This window comes from Paenibacillus sp. FSL R10-2778 (genome assembly GCF_038593035.1).
GTDB lineage: Bacteria > Bacillota > Bacilli > Paenibacillales > Paenibacillaceae > Paenibacillus_AQ > Paenibacillus_AQ odorifer.
In genome coordinates, this window is record NZ_CP151956.1 from 6,403,310 (window position 1) to 6,425,486 (window position 22,177).

The 22,177-nt window shown below is 45.3% G+C and carries 16 protein-coding genes; 3 read left to right on the top strand and 13 right to left on the bottom strand.

The window, feature by feature from the left end:
* Positions 1-413 precede the first annotated feature (413 nt).
* The 5 genes from NST40_RS28760 to ftsE all read right to left on the bottom strand — a co-directional run bounded on the left by NST40_RS28760 (position 414) and on the right by ftsE (position 6,329).
* Positions 414-1,706, bottom strand: coding sequence for a PDZ domain-containing protein (locus NST40_RS28760; RefSeq protein ID WP_342410242.1), 1,293 nt, complete (start codon positions 1,704-1,706; stop codon positions 414-416).
* A gap of 114 nt (positions 1,707-1,820) precedes the next feature.
* Positions 1,821-3,287 carry a S41 family peptidase gene (locus tag NST40_RS28765; RefSeq protein ID WP_076123824.1) on the bottom strand — a complete coding sequence of 489 codons (1,467 nt, stop codon included), beginning with the start codon at positions 3,285-3,287 and terminating at the stop codon, positions 1,821-1,823.
* A gap of 124 nt (positions 3,288-3,411) precedes the next feature.
* Positions 3,412-4,710, bottom strand: a complete 1,299-nt coding sequence (locus tag NST40_RS28770; RefSeq protein WP_076123826.1) for a peptidoglycan DD-metalloendopeptidase family protein — start codon at positions 4,708-4,710, stop codon at positions 3,412-3,414.
* A 28-nt stretch (positions 4,711-4,738) separates the two neighbouring features.
* Positions 4,739-5,653 carry a permease-like cell division protein FtsX gene (gene ftsX, locus NST40_RS28775; RefSeq protein ID WP_076182150.1) on the bottom strand — a complete coding sequence of 305 codons (915 nt, stop codon included), beginning with the start codon at positions 5,651-5,653 and terminating at the stop codon, positions 4,739-4,741.
* Complete coding sequence (ftsE, locus tag NST40_RS28780; RefSeq protein ID WP_036678556.1) at positions 5,643-6,329, bottom strand: cell division ATP-binding protein FtsE; 687 nt, start codon at positions 6,327-6,329, stop codon at positions 5,643-5,645. The genes ftsX and ftsE overlap by 11 nt, the downstream gene beginning before the upstream one ends.
* Before the next feature lie 342 nt (positions 6,330-6,671).
* Here ftsE and NST40_RS28785 point away from each other — a divergent pair, with 342 nt between their 5' ends.
* Both NST40_RS28785 and NST40_RS28790 read left to right on the top strand, forming a co-directional pair.
* A complete protein-coding gene (locus NST40_RS28785; protein WP_076276895.1) occupies positions 6,672-8,099 on the top strand; it encodes a VanW family protein in 1,428 nt (475 codons plus the stop codon).
* Between the two features lie 153 nt (positions 8,100-8,252).
* Complete coding sequence (locus NST40_RS28790; protein ID WP_076221077.1) at positions 8,253-8,660, top strand: CBS domain-containing protein; 408 nt, start codon at positions 8,253-8,255, stop codon at positions 8,658-8,660.
* A gap of 37 nt (positions 8,661-8,697) precedes the next feature.
* Here the strand turns inward: NST40_RS28790 and NST40_RS28795 are convergent, their stop codons facing one another.
* The 8 genes from NST40_RS28795 to NST40_RS28830 all read right to left on the bottom strand — a co-directional run bounded on the left by NST40_RS28795 (position 8,698) and on the right by NST40_RS28830 (position 17,147).
* A complete protein-coding gene (locus tag NST40_RS28795) occupies positions 8,698-9,300 on the bottom strand; it encodes a DL-endopeptidase inhibitor IseA family protein (protein ID WP_076221075.1) in 603 nt (200 codons plus the stop codon).
* A gap of 195 nt (positions 9,301-9,495) precedes the next feature.
* Entirely contained in the window at positions 9,496-10,101 is a 606-nt protein-coding gene (gene pilO / locus NST40_RS28800; RefSeq protein ID WP_342410243.1) for a type 4a pilus biogenesis protein PilO, read from the bottom strand.
* Positions 10,085-11,686, bottom strand: a complete 1,602-nt coding sequence (gene pilM / locus NST40_RS28805) for a pilus assembly protein PilM (RefSeq protein ID WP_076276897.1) — start codon at positions 11,684-11,686, stop codon at positions 10,085-10,087. Before pilM ends, pilO begins: the two co-directional genes overlap by 17 nt.
* Before the next feature lie 15 nt (positions 11,687-11,701).
* Positions 11,702-12,451, bottom strand: coding sequence for an A24 family peptidase (locus NST40_RS28810; RefSeq protein WP_076221059.1), 750 nt, complete (start codon positions 12,449-12,451; stop codon positions 11,702-11,704).
* Positions 12,452-12,529: 78 nt separating this feature from the next.
* Complete coding sequence (locus NST40_RS28815; RefSeq protein WP_076221061.1) at positions 12,530-12,994, bottom strand: type II secretion system protein; 465 nt, start codon at positions 12,992-12,994, stop codon at positions 12,530-12,532.
* 190 nt (positions 12,995-13,184) lie between these two features.
* Complete coding sequence (locus NST40_RS28820) at positions 13,185-14,390, bottom strand: type II secretion system F family protein (protein WP_036678542.1); 1,206 nt, start codon at positions 14,388-14,390, stop codon at positions 13,185-13,187.
* The gene (locus tag NST40_RS28825; RefSeq protein ID WP_342410244.1) at positions 14,390-15,439 is read right to left on the bottom strand and encodes a type IV pilus twitching motility protein PilT; all 1,050 of its coding nucleotides are present in this window, start codon (positions 15,437-15,439) and stop codon (positions 14,390-14,392) included. Before NST40_RS28825 ends, NST40_RS28820 begins: the two co-directional genes overlap by 1 nt.
* A 43-nt stretch (positions 15,440-15,482) precedes the next feature.
* Positions 15,483-17,147, bottom strand: coding sequence for an ATPase, T2SS/T4P/T4SS family (locus NST40_RS28830; RefSeq protein WP_342410245.1), 1,665 nt, complete (start codon positions 17,145-17,147; stop codon positions 15,483-15,485).
* Between the two features lie 363 nt (positions 17,148-17,510).
* Between NST40_RS28830 and NST40_RS28835 the strand changes: the two genes are divergently transcribed.
* Positions 17,511-22,115: a DUF5057 domain-containing protein gene (locus tag NST40_RS28835; protein ID WP_342410246.1), complete on the top strand. Its 4,605-nt coding sequence runs from the start codon at positions 17,511-17,513 to the stop codon at positions 22,113-22,115.
* Positions 22,116-22,177: the final 62 nt, after the last annotated feature.

Genomic DNA, 22,177 nt, shown 5'->3' on the forward strand with positions numbered 1-22,177 from the left:
TTGGGCACGGGCACGGGCTCGGGTTCGGACTCCAGTGACGTTACTCCTTGGGCGCCGGTTCGGACTCCAGTGACATTACTCCTTGGACGCGGGTTCGGACTCCAGCGACATTACTCCTTGGACGCGGGTTCGGACTCCAGCGACGCTATTTACAATTTTATCGGCGTTTGAGCAGAGTTTCGGACCCCAGCGACGTTATTCCTCAGAAAGAGGCTCATTTGGGGTGTTTTTGATGCCAATAGCGCCTTTTGGGTCCGTTACCATTCTAAAAAAGCGAAAATGCTGCGATTAGGGGCAACTGGGTCCGATAGCAACTTCTCGCACGCGAAATTACCATCTAATCAAAAACAAAGATACCCCATTCGCCATTTCATGGCTTATGGGGCATCTTCTAGTTATCCTTCCGCTGATTCCTACTTGGCTTCAGTGGTTTTTTTTCGTTTAAGTTGGCCGTCCGGAATCTTCCGGCTGCGTATGCCTGTCTTCATCCCGATGATGCTGTAGATGCTGGAAGGCTTCGCCTCAGCGGTAATCATCCCATCTGTCTCCGGCACCAAAATAATACCGAGCTGATGGTGATCCCCATCATAGATCGGGCTTTGAAGGTATTTGCTCTCCCCTTCACGGTTCAGCACCTCCAGCTTGCAGAACGCTGGATTCATGCGCAGCGCCTCATGTAGCTGCGCCGCATCGGTCAACAGGACCCCGTTGACCTTCAGTAAGATCTCGCCGGGCAGGATGCCCAGCTCCTGGCCGGGACTGCCCGGCAGCACGGCCAGCACTTTGCGGCCGCGCGGTGGATGCACGAAGATGGGGCTGATGCTGCGCTCTTCCAGAGCGCTGTACCAGCTTAACCCTTCGTGCAGCACAATAGCTGCGAGCGCCGCGACCAGAGTCAGCGGGCTCCACCAAGCGGCAAGCAGGCTTAAGCCGAGCAGGACGATGCTGTAGATCAGCAGCCGTCCTGCAGTGCGGGCCGCCTTGCGCCCGGGCAGCATGCCCTGCGTCATCTCGCTGAAGCCGATGATGACGGGCAAAGAGACGATGCCAAGGCTGCCGCCGAGCAGCGAGTGCCATGGCAAATCCGTTCCTGCTCCCGATGGGAGCAGCAGGAACAGCGGTAGCGGCCAGAAGGCCTGCAGCTGATAGCCGCCGACGACCATGCCGCGCTTTCCCTTCAGGAAGAGCGGCGTTGCAAGCTTGGCCCCTTGTCTGCGGGCCAGCAGTGCCTCCGCCATGTGCAGCAGCGCAGCTAACACTAGCAAAGCAGGAATATCCATCTCCCGTATGGCGGTGGTAATATTCCCTACCGTTCCACTATCTAAAGCATCTGGAAAGAAAGAAATTACAAACTGAATGATACCTAACAAGCCTATAGAATACGCAAAGCACAAATACCGTACACGCAATAGCGACAACACGAGACTAACTACCCAAATGCAGGCTACAGCCGTACCTGATAATGATATTCCTAGCAGAACGGCTGCTATAGAGACGACCAAACCCATGACTAGACCACTCCATACCGTCCGCCACGTTTCCTGACCCCAGCTATGTAATTTCACATGTATCAGCTTTCGTTCTAATGCCACCTGCCTACGGTAATATAACGCAATAAATATAATAGCAATGTAGTAATACGGCTGGATCAATAAGTGTAAGAACGCAGTGCCCAAGCTTCCTAACAGTTCCTGAATCACATTCAAACTGTTCGTCACACTCCTTTTCGTCCGATGACTGATTTGTATATATTCTAATTCCTCTACGCCGGTTGGCATTTTCTTATCTAAAAGAAAAAAAGAAGGCTGAATTCAGCCTTCTTACTTTTTCGACGCTGCCGCCTTAATTTCCTTCTGAATCTCAGCAATCCCTTTATTCCGTTGGTTGTCGTGAACAGGGTCTTGAATGACCTTGATCAGCGCCGCTTCCAGCGCCTCGGCTGTCTTGGCGTCAATTATGCCTGTGACTTGGAGCTTTGCTGTACTTTGGAACTTCTTCACTGCGTCCTTAGTGCCAGCATCGAAATAGCCATCTTTACGTCCAGGCTTGTAACCCAAACCGTCCAGCATCGTCTGTGCACTCTTCACATCAGCGTTGTTCATATTATATTGCAGCGCCACGCTCTTGTTAATTGGAGCCACCGAGAAGTAATCCGGCTGCGCTACCGCGATATCCGGTTTAATGCCCTTACCGTGAATCCATGTGCCGTCTGGCGTAAGCCATTTGGCAATGGTAACTTTCAGCAAGCTGCCGTCTCCAAGCTGTTTGTCAAAGCTCGTCTGCACGGTACCTTTACCGAAAGAATTGTCACCGATCAGCTTAGCTCCTGCCGACTGCTGCAAAGCACCCGCCAATATTTCCGAAGCACTTGCGCTACCTTTATTCATCAGCACGACCACTGGATAAGCTTTACTCGATCCTTTTGAGGTACTAACTTCGCGTTTTTTGTCTTTATATTCTATTTGCACTATAGATTTTCCAGCTGGAACGAATTGCTCTGCCATTTCAATAACAATCGGAAGAACACCACCTGGATCATTACGGACGTCAATAACAAGTCCCTTCATGCCTTGCTTCTCCAGCTTCTCCAGCTCTTCCTTGAATCGTTCTGCGGTATTCAGGGAGAACTGTGTAACCTCGATTACACCCACATTGTCTTTTTCCATGGTAGCGTAGACTGTTTCGAGCTTCACATCATCCCGGGTAAGAACAAATTCGAGTGGCTCTACAGAGCCGGAACGTTGTATTTTCAAAGTGGCCTCACTGCCCTTAGGACCGCGAATCTTGGCAACAGCTGCATTCAGCTCCATGCCTTCCAGCGATTCACCGTTAACGGACAGAATAACATCTTTGGCCTGAATCCCAGCTTTCTCAGCAGGTGAGCCCTTGATCGGAGAGACCACGACTACCTTGCCATTATCCGAAGAGACCTCCGCACCGATACCTGAAAAGGAACCCTCAATGCTTTCTTCGAATTTCTCAGCTGTTTCTTTGCCCATATAGTTGGAATAAGGATCGCCCAGCGCTTCCATCATACCGTTGACAGCACCGTCTATCAGCTTCTCCCGATCTACTGTCTCGTAGTAATTGCTCTCAATCAGACTGAGAGCCGTTCCAAGCTTCTGGGATTCCTTCTGCTGAAGGCCAGTAACCTGCAATGCTGAGGCCAGTCCTTCTCCTGCAGCTTGTCCGATAACATGACTATAACCCGTCACGCCCAAGGTCACCAGACTACCGCATAGCAGGGCGGCGATAATCATAAACGCCGCTGTGCTTTTTTTTAACATGATGTTCCCACCGTCCCTTCTTGTCCATCTCGCAAACAACTCCATAAGTCCGTCCTGAAAGGTACGGTATCTCTTCCAGTATATGCCGTACGCTCAAATAATATGAGTTATAAGTTCTTAAAAATTAGAGATAAGGCATCGGATTTACTGTCTTGCCGTCGATCCGAACTTCAAAATGGAGATGGGGGCCCGTCGAATTACCTGTAGAACCGGATTCAGCAATCACATCCCCACGATTGACTCTATCCCCAGGACTAACCTTGATACCACCTTTACGGATATGTCCGTAGAGGGTCCAAACTCCGCCGCCATGATCAATAATTACACAATATCCATAGCCGCTATACCATTCAGCTACGATTACCGTTCCCGAATCAGCCGCATGAATATTGGTTCCTTGTGGAACTGCAAAGTCTACCCCGGTGTGTACTTTCCCCTTCTCACCCGTAATTGGGTGTGTCCGTGGTCCGTAGGAGGAAGAAATTCTTGCCGAGCCTACAGGGAGCAGGAAGGGTCCATCTCCACCAGCATACGCGGTTGAGGAGCTGGAGCTTGAACTGCTGCTTGCCTTGCTAGCTGCGGCCTTCTTTGCAGCTGCTGCTGCCCGGCGTGCCGCTTCTGCTTTGGCGGCTGCTGCTTTGCGCGCTGCTTCCTCAGCTTTAATCTTATCCTTTTGGGTTTCCAAAGCAGAACGTTCGCTTGCCAGCTTAACCAGCTTCTCATTCTGCTCTTCACTTAGATCATCGCTTTCTTGAATCTGCTTATCATAAAATGCGATAAGCTCCTGCTTCTCCGCTTCCTTCTCTTTCAGCAGGCTTCTCTGATTTTCCAAGGAGGTGTATAACTGCTTGGCTTGAGCATATTGCCCCTCAAGCTCCTGCTTTTTCTCTACAACTGTCTGCTTGTCCAGCTTGTGTTGGACTAACAGCTCCTGATCCTGATCCACAATCATCTTAAGCGAATCGGTGCGGCCCAGAAAATCAGAGAAGCTTGTCGATGAGAGCAAAACATCTAGGTAAGATACCGCTCCATCCGTGTACATCAACCGGACACGGGATCCTAAGAGTTCTTCTCTTGAGGCCACTCGTGCCTCTGCTTCATCCAATTCCGTTGCTGTAACATTAAGAGATTCTTCTGTGTCGGAAATTTTGTTAGAGATTTCGGTCATTTTGCCTTTAACTTGATCCACTTGCTGCAATACATATTGTAAATTGATATTTGTCTTATTCTTATAGTGCTGCGCTTCCTGCGTTTGGGACTCCGCTTTCTCTTGCTGCGCCTTAGCTTCCTGCACCTCTTGTTGCAGCTGCTTTAATTGCTTATCGATTTCGGCAACACTTGTTTTTTTGGCATATCCATCAGAGGGTTGGAATATAGTGACAGCTAGTAACATTACGGCTAGTCCGGCGGCAATCTTCTTCAACTCGCACTCCCCATCCTTCACTCTTAAATTAAACTTTCAAAAACTTACGAATAGAAACCGTACTTCCCCAGACGCCGATCAACACACCTAGTCCAACTAACAGACCTACGAGCAGCAGCCAAATATCACTGAAAGGGATCAGCTGCAATCCGAGCATTGGATCTCCCTGTATCGAAGATTCCAAACCCTTGTAACCGGCATATAAAACACCCGAAGTAATCAATGATCCAATGAGTCCAATTAATGCCCCTTCTATAAAGAAAGGCCAACGAATAAAATAATTTGTCGCGCCTACCAGCTTCATAATCCCAATCTCTTTACGCCGGGCAAGAATCGTTACCCGAATAGTATTGGAGATGAGGAACATAGACATAAGTGCCAGCCCCGCTACAAAAATAAAGCCAATGTTGCGTACGGCACGCGTGATTTTAAACAATGTTTCTATCGAGCCTTTGCCATATTTCACTTTGTAGATAGGCTGCTCGGTATGTGTCTTGTTAAGGGCTTGAATCTTCTCAGCCACAAAAGCAACGGTAGTAGGTTCAATAACCTCTACCTGAAGGGTATCTGGAAGCGGGTTATTGTCTTCATCGAACCCTTCCAGAAGCTCTGCTGCCTCCTCGCCCATATCTGCGCGAAGATCTTTAAGTCCCTGTTCCTTGGAGATGAACGTAATCTTGCTGACCTCCGGCATATTGCCAATTTCAGTCTGCAGGGTCTCGCGCATCTTCTGATCTGTATTCAAAGCTAGATGCACTTTGATCTGTACCTGACTGTCTGCCTCATCAGCTACAGAATTTACGTTAAGAACAAGAAGAATAAATACACCTAGAACAAAAAGAGAAACAACAATCGAAGTGATTGAGGCGATCGACATCCAGCCATTACGGAATACGCTTTTGAAGCCTTCCCGCACATGTCGCAAGAAGGTTTTAAAACTCATAACCATATTCCCCTCTCGCTTGGTCTCTGACAATGTTTCCATTCTCAATCGCAAGCACCCGTTTGCGCATTTTGTTCACAATATCTCTGTTATGGGTAGCCATTACAATCGTTGTTCCACGAAAATTAATCTCGTCAAGCAGCTGCATAATGCCCCATGAAGTCTCGGGGTCTAAGTTACCTGTAGGCTCGTCCGCAATAATAACAGAAGGATTATTGACGATAGCCCGTGCAATAGCGATCCGTTGCTGCTCACCACCAGAAAGCTGTGAGGGCTCACGATTCGCTTTACTTCTCAGCCCAACCAAATCAAGAACCTCATTTACACGTTTCTTGATGACTTTTTTCGGCGCTTCAATAACTTCCATAGCAAAAGCTACATTCTCGTATGCCGTCATTCTGGGCAAAAGCCGAAAATCTTGAAATACAACGCCGATATTACGGCGGACATAAGGGATTTTGCGTGGTTTTAGCTTTCCTATATTGAAACCTCCCACCGAAATCTGTCCTTTGGTAGGCACTTCTTCTCTATAAATCAATTTCATAAAAGTAGATTTACCCGCGCCGGAAGGGCCGACAACGTACACGAATTCATTGCGGTCGATTTTCACTGAAACTCCTTGCAGTGCGTGAGTTCCGTTAGGGTACGTTTTCCATACATCTTGCATTTCAATCATTTTCTCACTTCCCAATTATGACATTTTCCACTTGTGCGAATCGACATTGTCCACCTCAAGTTTCCATAAACTTCAATATTTCCGCAATGTATCTATTGTAACAAATCTGTAACTGATTGAGTACCCCGTAACTGCACGACTATTCGAAAGTTTTGTAGTGACTGGACATATACATATAAAAAAGCACCTAGCGGTGCCTGTTATCAGATGTCCTAACTCCCTTTATTAGAGACTACTTATTTCTTACTAATTTATTATCGGTATCCCACGAAGTGTTCTTTAAGTTCTGTTACAGGGCCGCGCCTGCTTAGCGCAATCCAAATCCCCAAAAGGAGATTAATCATGAAAAAAATCCATGCTGCCCTCATAGTGGTCATCGCACTCGTCCTTATCGGCTCCTGTATTTACGGAGGGCTTCATCTATATGGCAGCAAAACCACGCTTCCAAAGGGTACAACCCTTGCCGGCTGGCAGGTCGGAGGCATGACTCTCACCGAGGTCCGCTCCCAGCTGGATAAACGGCTGCATGCCCTCGAAACCGTCCCTCTAGTGCTAAAAGTGGAAGGCAATGCAGATCTCTCCCTAACCCTTAATAAGACTGGGTTGAGCTATGAAGCCTTTGCTTTTCAGCAGGGCTTAAAAGAGCTTGCCGAAGGAACGCTTTGGGAGCGGGTAAAGGCACGCTATAACTTCCCTAAGTTGTGGAAGCTTGAAACCCATCTGGAAATCGCACAATTTCAAAAGATTCTAAGTCCCACTTGGGAGAAGGAGTCCTTTGGTGAACCAGTGGACGCTACGCGACGAATTACAGGCGATGACCGAATCGTATATACTTCTGAGAAAACTTCCCTGGAGGTTGATTGGACAGCTCTGGAGACTTCCTTAGGAGCAGCTGCCCCCACCAGCTTTAATCATCTGAATGCCCTGCTGGAGAAGGGAATCACGATGGAGGTCCCTTTGTTAATCCTGCAGCCTGACATAACTTTAAAGAAATTAAAGGAACAAGGTATCGAGCGAAAAGTAATGCAGTTCAGCACCTCTCTAGGTGCAAGTGGACCTGGACGAAGCTACAACGTGGAAGCTGCTGCCAAAGCTGTGGATGGAACCATCCTCCCGCCTGGAGCCGTCTTTGATTATGGAAAAGCTATAGAAAAAGCAAAGGTAAATTACGGCTTCCGTGAAGCGCCGGTGATTGTGAACGGCAAGCTGCAAGCAGGTGTTGGTGGAGGGATCTGCCAAGTGTCGAGCACTCTTTACAATGCCGCACTGCGTATAGGGCTAGAAATTGTGGAACGCCGTAATCATTCCTTGCCCGTCAACTACTTGCCCAAAGGTCAGGACGCAACATTCGCTGAAGGTTATATCAACTTTCGTTTTCGCAATACGACTGGCAAATATCTCATAATTAAAGCAGCTGTGCAGGGTAAATCACTGACCATAAAGCTCTTCGGCACGTTTCCGCAAAATGTCACTTACAAAGTTCATTCAAAAACAGTAGAGGTGCTCCCACCAGTCGATAAATACGTAAATGATGCCTCACTGCCTCGTGGCGGCTCACGCGTTATTCAAAATGGGAAAACCGGATATATTGTAGAAACCTACATTACAAAGTATGTTGACGGTAAATCCACTGAGGTGAATAAACTGTCCCGCGACGTATATTACGCACAAAAACGATTAATCGCCATTAATCGTGGAGGTGTGAGCAAATCCATAATCCCGGATGTCCCCCGAAAGCAACTGGTGGAGGACGGCGTCCGCAGTGAATAGCTAACAACAAATAACCGGTCAGAGCCCCTAAGGTCTGATCGGTTATTTGTTCCAGCAATCTATTTTACCTGTAGCTTACGTTATCCGGCTTTGAAATTTACGATTCAGGGGTACATTAGAAATAGACCCATAATCAGAAAGGATGAACATCCTATGACAACAGCTCTTGTAAATGATCTTACTGGTATTGTCCGCTGTGCTCCTGCTATTTTTGCCTCACGCACTTGCAGAGAAGCTCTTCGCGTCATGTTTCAGCATCCAGAATCCAAATGTATCGTCGTCTGCAATGCTATGAATGAACCTCTCGGACTGTTGATGAGCGAACGTTTCTTTTTGAAAGCTACAGGAAGATCCGGAGTAGATCTGTTCTACAGAGAACCTGCCATGAAGCTTATGAACAAAACCCCGCTCATTGTTGACATCTCCACTCCACTCGATACGGTATTGAGCCTCGCTATGAACCGCCCAGATCCTATGAAAAATGATTGTGTCATTATCACTCGCAAAGGTAAGTTCGCTGGTGTTGCTTATACCTCTGACCTTATCCGCTCCCAAGCGTAGAACCTCTTTACCTTTCCTCTTCTACCCTAACCTTACCTCAAAAAAGAATATCCGGTGAAGTATCTATTCTCCAGTATCCATTCACCTTTTTCAGCTTCACATACACCGACTCACTGCCTTCCTGCCCGCTCGCATAAGGAACGGTTAAATCAAATTCAGCGGTTGTTGCAGTTTTGGAGAGCATTCGGGCGGTGGCTTTCTCATACATTAATGAGTTTCCAAGATCCGCATTCACTTGTGACATTCTACCTTCATGTTCCAAAAATTGAGTCTGCACATAATAAGCTGCTGCATTGTGCGTGTAGGCTTTTTTTATGTAATTCATCAGCTTCACCTTTGTCCCAATATCACTGGAAAGGTAACGGTACTCTTGCGTTTTGTACATGAAGGTTTCAATCGGAAAAAAGTTCCCTCCACGGTTAGTATAGAAATAGATTGCTCTAGCATGTACAACAAGCGGAACAACACTTTTTACCGTCAAATTGTTAATAGTAGCTGGACCTTCTTTTCCCGTGCCAATCACAGCCACATTTTTTATTGCCGAACTTCCCACTGATGATGAAGCTGCCATAACTCCACTACCTGCTGATAAAAGGCCTATGGAAAGGGCCAACGAACCAAGCATCCATTTTTTGTTCATCTAATGTTCCTCCTCTTTCATCTGAAAAATACAGGCAATAGCCACTGTTTCAGCTTATGCACCCCGCAAGCTAAAATACCCAATAAAGAGAGGAATGAAAACGTATTACAACTCTTTTGAAGTATAAAAAAACTCCACCCTCCTGATTTACAGGAAAAGCGGAGTAATATAATTAAACAAACTTGCACGAGAACCCTAATTGGATGCTGGTGCGGTGGTCTCATAATACGCTGTAAAAGCTACGTTAGCAGTCAAAATACTCTCCGTATTGTCCTTAGTACGCTCCTCGGAGGATTGCTGAAAATTGAAAGAGTCTACATTCACAATACGAGGTAAGGTTTGTAGTTCATCCATCCATTGTCGTATACCCGAATAAGTCCCCTCCACCACTGCAGTCATTTTGATCTGTTTAACCGCCGGGAATAACACCTCCGCTGAACCTGTCATTTGCTGAATCGGATTAGCCTCATCCAAAACAAAACTAAGATCCTTTAGCCGCGCTTGTGAGGACGTGCTAACTTCCTGCAAATCAAGAATCAGACCTTCGCTGTCATCGCCTTTTGGGAGTTCACCCAGTAATTCCTTCTGTTCTAGATCTCCCTCAGTGCCGCTGCCCTTCAGCTCATTGATTTTGGTTTGGAGCATTTCTGCTTCCTTTTCCAACTGACTGATCTCGCTGCTCTGTGCGGAAATTTCCTTATTGGTCGGCTGAACACCCAGCATATAGAACGCAAACAATATCAGGAATAGAATTAACACCCCTAGTACGATGGGAGAGCGATATTTATTGATCTGTTCCATCGCTGCTCACCTCCCCATGGCTGGCATCCGTTTCACTGTTTTGCTGCTTAGCCGCTGCTAAGTTCACTTTATAAATAGCCGTATACGTATTGTATGAAATGGCATCTGCGGCTCCTTCAGTAAGCTTTTGAATAGAGGCATCAGCCGTAAAAGACATTTGGCGAAGTTGTCTTAAATAGTTGGACGCATCCTCCATAGTGGATACATTTACAGTCAGATCTATAGATGTCCGGTAGGTATAGTTAATATCACGGATTAGTGCCTCCTTAGGCAATCCTTCCACTAATTCGTCCAAGATAGGGACTGCAATCACCTTATTGTCCTGAAGCACTGTGATGGCGGCTTTCCGATCTAGCTGTCCAGGTCCGCTGTTCTTAAGCTTCGCGAGCTCTACTTGGAGCATTAAACTGCGATCCTGCAGGCCTTGCAGCTCTTCTTTACCATTAGAAATCTGACCCTTATTGGCTGAAAAATAAATCCCCGTTCCGATCATCCCCAGCAGCCAGATCGCTACAAGCCCCATCGTGACATAAGGAAATAGCAACGTCTCCCGATCTTCTCTCGGCAATAGATCAATCGTATCCGTGTTGATACTATTTTTTAGCGCGGTCCCGGCAGCTACACGGTAATCATTCAGCTCAGGGTCAGAAACAGCAGCACTTGCCATCTGTTCCAGATTTATTGGTGTTATTTCAAGTTCAGCTAGGGACTGCAGGAGTTCTAGGTCCAGTTGTTTACGAATCGAGGGAGTGCCCGTAATCACTAAATTGTTGATACGAGTGGAACCGTCATGCAAGCTGTATTGATAAAAGCTGAGCATACGTGAGATTTCCGCAGTGATTTCAACCATTTGTTCGGGTGATAAATATTCTTCTACAGCGACAGCTGTTTCTGCCAAGGCTTCACTGTCTGTCAAAAGATCCGTTCCCGCTAAATTTCTTCCTTTATGTAGATCAAGTAAGTTTATCGTACGAATGAAGACCGGATTCCCGTTTCTGAACATATAAATGTCCATTACCGATGGCTCCATATTAATCAGCATCGTCTCCGCAAAGCTCTCCCCGTGCCCAGTGGTTATAGCACGCGCCAAGGCGGTTGCCGAAATTTCGGCACTGCTTATCCGAAGACCCGCCCGCTCCAGTATATCTACGTAATCCTGAATCGATTTTCGCGGAGCAGCAAATACGAGCAGATGGCTTTGCTCCTCATCCACTTCGAGCGTTACATAGTCGTAGACAGGATTTTCAAAAGGTAAATGCAGTCCCGTCTCCACTTCCAGCTTCACCAGCTGTTCGACCTGTTTGTCATTGGTACTCGGTATACTCATTTTGCGGATAATGATCTGCGAAGGTGGAATGGACAAAGAAACCTTACTTCCCCTTAACCCTTCCTTCTTCACCCACTGCCTTACCCGATCATAAAGTGCCTCGCTATCCGCCACCTGATTCTCAATGATCATGCCTGGAAGAAGCGGGAGAAACCGTTTTTTACGGACTTCCCATGACTGTTTATTCTTAAAACTAATATAACGGATTCCGGCAGCTTCAATTGAAAGTCCAGCCACTTTGGGGCCTAATCCAAGCATATGCTCGATGTCCTCCTATCCGATAAGCGAGAGATACGCGCCGATGATGTGTGAACCATATCCAAAACTAATTAAAGCTCCTATAGCTAACCATGGGCCGAAAGGTACCGGCTGTTTACGTTTGATTACACCAAGCAGCATCAGCAGTCCGCCCACCACGCTCCCAAGCAGACAAGCCACAAAAAAAGCCAAAATCACATTCGGAAAGCCTATCACCAAGCCCAGCAGCGCAAATAACTTCACATCTCCAGCCCCCATTCCACCTAACAGAACAAAAGGGATAAGAACCCCTCCCCCAAGCACAGCTCCTAGCAGATGATGCCATAGCGGTCCTTCCGGAAATAGCAATACAAGAATCAGCAGCAGCGGTAAAAAAAACAACAATACCTTGTTGGGAATCAGCATGTACTTCAAATCCGCAACCGTCACGGTAACCGCTAAACTCACAAGAATGAACCCGATGATTCCCTTACCCGTCAGGCCAAATAGCAAATACACCCATAGAAAAAGCAAACCCGTTGCCGCTTCTCCAAGCGGATATAATGGCGATACTCTTGTGCCGCAGTATCGGCATTTTCCTCCTGACAGCAGGTAGCTTACCACCGGAAACAAATCCCGCGCTTTCAGCCGCGTGTTGCAGTTCGGACAATGTGACGGCGGATTAAGCAAGGATTCCTTGGCCGGCACCCGCAGCGCCACTACGTTATAGAAGGAGCCTAGAATCAGACCCAGTAATGTGATGTAACTTGCGATAAATATCGTCATGGCTGTCCTCTATTAACTTCTGGATTTTAAAAAAGGAATCGGGAAGTCCGATTCCTTAGGATATTAAAAACAGCATAATTATTTTTTAGAACTTAGAACATTAGCAGCACTGAATTCATGAGTATCTGCTGTCTCACTTCCTGTTATCAAAGTAACGGCATCAGTTTTAGCCGTAGTAGTGTTATCTAATTGTCCTTCTGCATTAAAAAATACAAATCCTGAAGTTATTTCTTTTTTATCACTAGGAAGATAAATTTTATCAAGGTATCCTTTTCCTTGAATCGTTGAAATATCTAGTTTTCCATATCCTTTAAAAGCTCCCTCTTTCTCACCGATAATATATAATCTCGCAGCATCATAAACTTGACGTGCCGTTGCTGCGTCTGCACTATTTTTCGAATTACCGATTACATTACCAATCAAAGGTATTGCAATAACCGCAATAATCCCTAAAATAACGATAACCGCCAGCAACTCAATCAGCGTAAACCCCTTTTGATTTTCCTCTTTACTTAATCTTCTCTTAATGGCTTGTGCTAACATTTGATTTCCCCCTCTAAGTGGTGTGTGAGTGATAAAACCTATATCCTTCATTTCAGTGAATCCAGCATCAGCTTTCTTGTGCTTACGGAAACAGCTCGTCCATCGTCGTCTAATCGCCAGCGTAAGTTCGTGGATCTTGCCCCGCCTCCCCGGCGTCACCCCTCTCAATATATACAAGGAACCAAGAGGTTCACATATTACCGTACAGACTGAACATCGGCAGCATAATGGCGGCCACAATGACACCTACAACTGCGGCTAGAAAAGCGATCAATAGTGGTTCAAGCAGCGATTTCAGACGGTCAACGGTATTCTCCACGTCCATTTCATAAAAATCAGCTACCTTGGACAACATCGTGTCGAGCGCCCCTGTCTCTTCGCCAATCGCTATCATCTGCGTAACTAGTGGCGGGAAGACCCAGGCTTTTTTTAGCGGCTCAGATAGTGGATTTCCTTGTCTCAGCGAATCCCCTGCACTACGGATGAATTTCCCGATGACCTTATTTCCTGCTACCTCCTCAACAATCACCAAGGACTGTAGGATCGGTACAGAGCTGGCATAAAGAGAAGAAAAAGTGCGCGTAAACTGAGCAATCGAGCCTTTTTGATTCAGCTTGCCGAACACAGGAATTTTTAACTTGGCATAATCAAGGGCGTAAGCACCCTTTTCCGTACGTTTTGTAATCTGAAAAGCTATCACTAGGAGAAGTACTCCGAGTATCCAGAAATACCATTGACCTTGAATGCTTTTGCTAAGTGCCAAGACCATCTGTGTAATTGCCGGAAGCTCGGCATCCATCGATTCAAACATCGTTACAAACTGCGGCACAATCGCCCAAAGTAGATAGATAACCGCGGCAATCGCCATAACCCCTACGGTAATCGGGTACGTAAGCGCTGATTTTATCTTCTCTGTCGTGGTGTGCTGTTTCTCAAAAAACATTGCCAACCTGTCCAACGTCCCCTCAATATCACCAGATTCCTCACCGGCACGGATCATGCTGACAAATAGCTGCGGGAAGATCTTTTTATGATCCTGAACAGCTTGTGAGAACGATATCCCCCGCATCAGGCTAGAGTTAACATCTACTAACGCTTTGCGCAGTGGCTTACTCTCGGTCTGCTCTGCCAAAATACGCGTTGCATCCACAATCGATACCCCCGCCCGCATAAGCGTGGCAAACTGCCTGCAATAAATGATGAAATGAAGCGGCTTAACGGGATTACCAATATAAATGTCCATCGATAAAATTGTGGTTTTGCGTTCAATCAGTGAAAATACCGTAAGTCCCCGCTTGCGTAGCTCCTCCATCGCCGTAGGTTTATCGGTTGCCGTTAGTTTTCCTTTGATAGATTTGCCTGCGGATGTCTTCACCTGATATTCAAAAAGAGGCATCAGCTGCTCACCTCCGCCATAAACGCCTTAGCTGCTGTTGGATCAATAAGCCCCTGCGATAAATAGTCACGGATGCTCATGTCCAAGGTGTGCATGCCTTGTGAGCGTCCGGTTTGCATCACATTTTTGATCTGATGTGTTTTTTCGGTACGAATAAGATTGGCTACGGCTGGTGTATTGACCAAAATTTCCGTTGCGCATAATCGCCCCCGACCTCCAGCCCTTGGGAACAACCGCTGACTGACTACTGCCAGCAGCACTGATGCTAGTTGTGAACGAATCTGTCCCTGCTGATGGCCCGGAAAAGCGTCGATAATTCGGTCAATCGTCTGTGGTGCGTCTGTTGTGTGTAAAGTTGCCATCACAAGATGGCCTGTCTCTGCGGCCGTAACCGCTGCTGAAATGGTCTCCAAATCCCGCATCTCACCAACGAGAATAACATCCGGGTCCTGACGTAAGGCAGCACGTAATCCATTAGCAAAACTAGCCGTATCACTTCCCACTTCACGTTGATCTACTAGACAGGTTCCATGGTGATGTAGAAATTCTATCGGATCTTCCAACGTCACTATATGCTTGCTCTCCGTCTGGTTAATATAATTCAGCATAGCTGCAAGCGTAGAAGATTTGCCGCTGCCTGTGGGTCCTGTAACCAAAATTAGACCTTGTGGCTTAAGCGACAAAGTAGTTAAAATCGAAGGCATCGACAACTGTTCCAGACTCGGAATCTCTGCAGGAATGGCCCGGGCGGCGATACTAACCTCGCCCCGCTGACGATAAACGTTCACCCGGAATCTTACCCCACCATCAAGCGGATATGAAAAATCCAACTCGCCCGCATTCCGAAATGCTTCAATTCGTTCACTACCAAGTAGCATTTTGGCCATATCTGCCGCTTCTTCAGCAACCACGGACTCACCCTCAAGCGAGTGCAGCTTTCCATCCATCCGAATAACCGGCGGTGATCCTACGGAAATATGTAAGTCAGAAGCTTTGGAGGAGTAAGCCGTTTGTAATAGTTGTCTAATATCCCGCGTATACGTTGGCATTAGCCGCTCCCCCTAAGTTAGAATGCTAAATCGCTGTTAACCTCTAATGTGAGACCGTCTCGCGCATGACTTCTTGAAGCGTTGTAATTCCTTGACTGACCTTGAGTAGTCCGTCATCCATCAGTTGAACAAGCCCTCGCGCTTTACCTGCTGCACGCAGTTCCTCTACTGAGCCAGTGTTTGTAATGAGCTGCCGTAAGTGATCATCAATACTGAGTACTTCATGAATCGCTATTCGTCCACGATAGCCAGAATTGTTACAGCTACCACAGCCGCGTCCACGCTGTAACTCTTCCGCAGGTAGTCCTAGGCTACGTAGCATAATTGCTTCCTGTTCAGATGGTTTGTAGGTTTCTTTGCAGTCAGTGCAAATTTTGCGCACCAGCCGCTGTGCTACCACACCAATCAGCGAAGAAGCGATCAAATAAGGTTCTACCCCCATATCCCGCAATCGGGAGACGGAGCTAATCGCATCGTTTGTATGTAAAGTAGACAACACTAGATGACCCGTTAATGAGGCGCGAACAGCAATTTCAGCAGTTTCAGCATCCCGTATCTCACCGACCATTACGATATTCGGATCTTGTCGAAGAATCGAACGTAGCCCAGCTGCAAAGGTTAGTCCAATAGCCGAGTTTACGTGCACCTGATTTACTCCTTCAAGCTGGTATTCCACTGGATCTTCGACTGTGATAATATTTGCGCTTTCTACATTAAGTTGATTTAACGCTGAATATAAAGTTGTTGTTTTTCCGCTACCTGTAGGGCCCGTGATTAGCAAAATCCCATAAGGACGAGCTATCATCTCCTTAAAAGCTTCTGCATTCCCCTCACTGAATCCCAAAGCATCTACGGATTTGACCCCTGTGCTTAAATCTAGCAGCCGCAGCACAATCTTCTCTCCGTGCATCGTTGGTAATGAAGACACACGAATATCTACCATTTTGTAATCGAACTGCATTTTGATCCGCCCGTCCTGCGGCAAACGCCGTTCTGCGATATTCAGGCGGGCCATTATTTTCAGACGGGCGGTGATAAAGCCCTGCATCTGCTTAGGAATAATCCGCTCTGTCCGTAAGGTTCCGTCAATGCGGTAGCGGATGGTTAAATTATTTTCACCTGGATCCATATGTATATCAGACGCCCGCAGGGCAACTGCCTGCTGAATCATCTGGTTGACCAAACGTACGATTGGAGAGTCCTCATCTGTAATCTCGGTCTCCTCTATTTCTTCCTGTGTCGGAAGTTCTACCAGCATCTGATTCATAGAATCGCGCATGCCATAGTGACGCGCAATCGCCCGCTGCAGCTCATCTCTCGTAGAAATAGCGGGTTCGATCCGAAAACCAGTACTCATTCGTAAATCTTCTATCGCAAAATAATCCAGCGGATCCGCCATCGCAACCATCAGCTTACCACCCTCTTTTAAGAATGGAAGCACCTGATATCGCTTAGCCATACTTTCAGGGATAATCTGCGTGATTGCGGGATCTATCTGGTATTTAAATAAACTGACATGCGGGATGCCGAGTTGAAATTCAAGCACTTCAATCAGCTGCTGCTCCGTGATATAACCTTGAGAGATTAGCAGATCGCCGAGCTTACGTTTACTCTTACGCTGTTCCGCGAGAGCCTCAAGCAACTGGTCCTGCGAAATAATATTATTTTCTACCAGCAAGTCGCCCAGTCTCTTTTTCGCGATAGCCAAGTCTATTCATCTCCGTATGCCGTTATTATGCCGGCTGAAATAATGGATATTTTTTATAGAAATAGAAATCAAACTGCCAGCAAAATTCGCTCAAAAACGAAAGATATAATTACCATAAATAGACCTTCCATAATTTTGTCAATTTTGAGTATTTTTCAATCTAACTAGGACTTTAGTTATAATTTAATAGGTATATTTCAATAGATTTATGTTGTCTATCAATGCTGAATGTCCTAGAATGTATATAACATAGATTGGATAATTTTACAACGACACGGAATGAAAAAGGCTGTCGGAATCTAGCATATACGAGACGGAATACGACCATATCTGCCAATAGTTAACAATCAGGGAGAGATGACAATGAAACTTGCCAGCAACAAAAAAGTTTTTATTTTTACAGTAACTACCCTGCTTCTCCTTCTGCTTGTTCTGCCAATCAAAAATCACTTTATGAATGTCGATGCCAGTTCTAATGAATACCAAATTCGTATGCTGGAGGTTACAGAGAGTGGGGTTAGTGAGCTTGCGTCTCTAAAAACGGGAATATCTAACCTTACCATCGACACGATGAGTATGAAGCGCTTTGTGGCGCTGCGGGATGATCTGGACGGGAGATATGATGCGGTATATATCGGGAAGGGGACTTACAATCCTGCACAGGTAAGTAATCAACAACCCGCCTCGGAGGAAAATAGAGCTAAGGCCCTTAATACCAAAAGTATGAAGAATGACATTACTCATCTGAAGGCTGATCAAATTACGAAGGAATTTATCAACAAGGGATTATATGTTTTTTTTCATAGCCAGCCCTTTAAAGACAAAGATGCAAAACCTCAAACTGAGCAAGGTATACTGTACAGCTCTTTTAACAGTTATCGTCTTTCCACCTCCAACCCAAATGTTAAGTTTGTAGATGACAGTGAACTGGCGGATATTTTTGCCGATTTAAAAAAACAAGACTCCAAATACATAAGCGACTTGAAGAAACGCCCTCGTCTACAAATTACGAATAGAATTCCCAACTATGACCCTAATGCAACTAACAGCAAAATCTATGTTCCTGGGGAGAAGCTTTCTTTTAATTTCAATGTCACCACACCCTCTACACAAAATAGTGCTCCACTCTCAGTCAAACTGTACGTTGGTCTTGATAAATCCATCAAAATGGGAGAAGAACAGGTCGTTGCTGAAACTGAGATTAGTACGTCCAGCGGAACTATTGAATACACTCTGCCAAAAACATACTCTGGGTTGCTCTACTGGAAGCTAGAAGTTAATGATTATCACAGTAGACAATTAAAAGACTTCGACAGCGGTGTAATTCGTTACCGTGGCGAGAAAACCATAGTAAATATTCTTCAGATTATGCCTGACACTCTAACGGAAAGCAGCCTCCTAGACACTAGTAATATGAATCCAAATTTTCTCGATACATCTGACTATAAGCTCGATATAAAAATCAAAACGATGACTGAATTTAAAAAATATGTTGATGACAGCTATGCTGCAACACATAGTTACGGATTAAATGGCACCTATGACATGCTCATCTTTGGATTTGTAGACGAATACTACAAAAAATCTAATTTAAACACTAATGCGATTAACGCTATTACACAATTTACTGGTACTTTCAAGCAAAGCGCCTTGTTCACTCACGATACCATCATTAATTTAGATGCAAATAAAAAGAACTGGATCAATAATTTCATGGGGATTACTGGTCAGGTGAATCCTGAGACCAACTTAGGCCATAATGCCATCAATCTTTCCACCAAGGTTAAGCCGGTGAATGACGGGCTTTTGATGCAATATCCTTTTTATCTAAGCAAGAGGGACGACAGCAACCAGCAAATCGATATTTCCACACCACAAATTGCACCAACACATAACCAGTACTTCACACTTAATCTGGAAGATCCTGAAGTAGTATCTTGGTATAACATTCAAAGTGAAGCATCAGGTACGAGGATAAAACCAAATGGAGAATATAATCAATACCAACGTGATACCGAGGATAGCTGGAATCAATATTACACATATTCCAAGGGAAATATTACCTATTCAGGTACAGGTCACTTTTTTGGAGTAAGTGATATTCCAGCCAATCTAAAGAAATTCCCTGTCTGGGAACAACAATTGTTCGTTAATACTATGTATCGTGCTTTTATTGGTGCCAATCATGCTCCAGAGATTACCGTGCATACGCCGGCTAATGATTCATCGATTCCGTCTTATCAAAAAACACTCCTTGTCGACTATACAGTAACTGATCTGGACTTTAACGATCGTGATCTAACAACTGAAGTCCGTTTCAAATCAGGGAACACATACTTTCCTATGAATGAAATAAGCAAGATGGACATCAAGTCCGGTCAAAATATATATAGAACAGTTGACAATCCGCTTCCTAACGGAGGTCTACTCGACATCGAAATTAAAGCTTGGGATCAAAATGGGGCGCTCTCAATTAAAACGCTCAGAGTAAATGTCCTGCCGTCGAACACCAATTTGAGTGTAACACGATCTCTCTCTCAGAATGTTGTGAATGGCAAAATAGAAAAGGGAGAACCGGTCACTCTTAGTTATTCCATCACCCCAAAATCTGTACCGTTTGATAAAGTCGGCACGGTCAACCAGACCTCTAACACACAATTAATATCGGATATTGTATTTACCGAGAATCTCCCACCTAACCTGGAGATTTCAGGAGAATTACCAGCCGGTACGATAGTCACTGGAAATGCAACCAGTGGGTTTAGATTGACACGCAATCTAAATAACATAACCTATTCACTGAAAACGGTGAACGGCGCCCAAATCTATAAACCAGACTCTGAACAGCCTATAACGTTCCAAATCACAGTTAAACCGACCGAGACCCAAACCTATATTTTAAATGATTCCAAACTTAGTTATGTCGATATTCATGCCACATTGCCACCTCTAGGAATCTTAGGTAAATACAACGCATTTATCCTTCATACCACTTCACTTCGTGGAGGCACTATCAAGGGACCACTGGCTTCCGGGGGAACAGTCAACTTCAACAACGCGGGTATTACAGTAAATGAACAATTTAAAGACCAAGTGCCATATGGTATTGTCACGGGCGGAGATGTTTCCCTTCCTGAAGGAACAGTTTACGGAAACCTAATGGTTAAAGGCACCGTTAAAGACCAACGTCCTGGTTCTATCCAAAATGGTACCATCAATTACGGAGAACTTCTCGATTTCAACAAGCAAGAGAGTTATCTCCTTGGACTCTCTGATGCTATTGCCAAGTTGCCTTCCAATGCCACGGCGACTCATGAATACGGAAAACTTACGGTCACAGGTAACTCAGATATCAATATTGTTAATATTTCTAGTTCAGCGTTAAATACGCTTAACAGTTCCGAGCTTAAGGTTCCGCAAGGATCAACGGTAATTGTTAATGTACAACAAGACAGTAACAGTGAACCATTCTTACATTTCCCACTGGGGAGCGACGGTAGCCGTGTGCTATACAACTTCCCTAACGCCAAGCCTTTGCTAATTTCCCAAGCCAACGTATACGGAACCATTCTGGCACCACGATCTACTATAAACTTTGATGGAGGACAGGTGTATGGAACAATCATTGGAGCTTCAATGAATATGAGTAGTGCCACTTTATACCATTTCCCTTTTACCGGTAGCTTACCAGCGGAAATCTATCCGCTACCTGTTCCAATCCCAACAGATCCTTCATCGACTAATTTAGCACGGACTACGGTTTCGTTTGAGACTTTAACTTTTACAGCCGAATATAAAATTAAAACCCTGCAATTGGATGACAAAGCTATTTATGTAGGAGATAAGATTCGACTAATTCCAATAGTTACGCCTTCTGATTTAAGTAATTCTACATTCCTCTGGACAACTAGTAATGCTTCAGTTGTACAAATAGACTCCAGCAGTGGCGATATTATCGGGTTGGCCAAAGGAACAGCACAAGTCACTGTTAAGGCTCTTGATGGTAGCGAAGTTACTGGTACTGCATTCATAACTGTAGAAGAACGTAATTCTCGTTCTCTATCAATTAAAGGATATGAAACAGCGAGAATCTATGAATCCATTACGTTAAGTGCCTCGTACGTCCAAGACAGTAAAGAACCTGAGACCAACATAACCTATATCTGGTCCGTTAAAAACATTACCTCTGGGGCAAGCACTGCTGTAATTAATACCAATCCAGAGTATCCCGGTGATGATACCGAAAAGATTTTCAGTGCGACGCAGTCAGGAACTTACCTAGTAAGTCTTACTGTAAATTCAAGTAACCCGGTTCCAATTACCCAAGAGAAAACCATAACAGTTACTAACCCACTAACCTCATTGTCGATTACAGGTCCAACAACGGTATTGATAGGAGGACAAATCGACCTAAGCGCAAGTAGAAATCCTACGGATGCTGATCCAGCAACGCTAAGATGGAGATTCGTGAAATCAACGGATAAAAATATTACGGATGACACTATTACGAATGATCATATTGCTACTCTTACGCCTTCTAGTGATGGCTCAACCGCTAAATTGACGGCTGGTGATACCGCTAAAGAAGGACTGCTAATTGAGGTTTCATTCAAAGATATGACTTCAACACACGAGGTTAACATCGTTGATGCTTTGAAAGGGTTAAGATTTAAAGAACAGTCCATTACTATTGAAGTGGGCCATACTTTCCCGTTAACCAATATTTTATGGGCATTCCCTACCTCCATCTCGATCGAGCAAATCAAAGGTAACTTGAGTTGGGTAAGCGACAATTCTGGAATCGCCAGTGTCGATAATGGAACCAATATTGATAGCAGAGGAATTGTTACAGGTGTCAAAAAGGGATCAACCACCATTACAGTTACTTATACCGGAAGCACAGGCACAACAGCAGAAGCAGATATTACAGTTAAGGTTGTAGCACCCCAGAATGACGATCGTTACTAATCTTTACATTTAAAAATAAGAAACTTCCAACGAAAAAAAGGGTATCCCTAAGCACTCGCTTA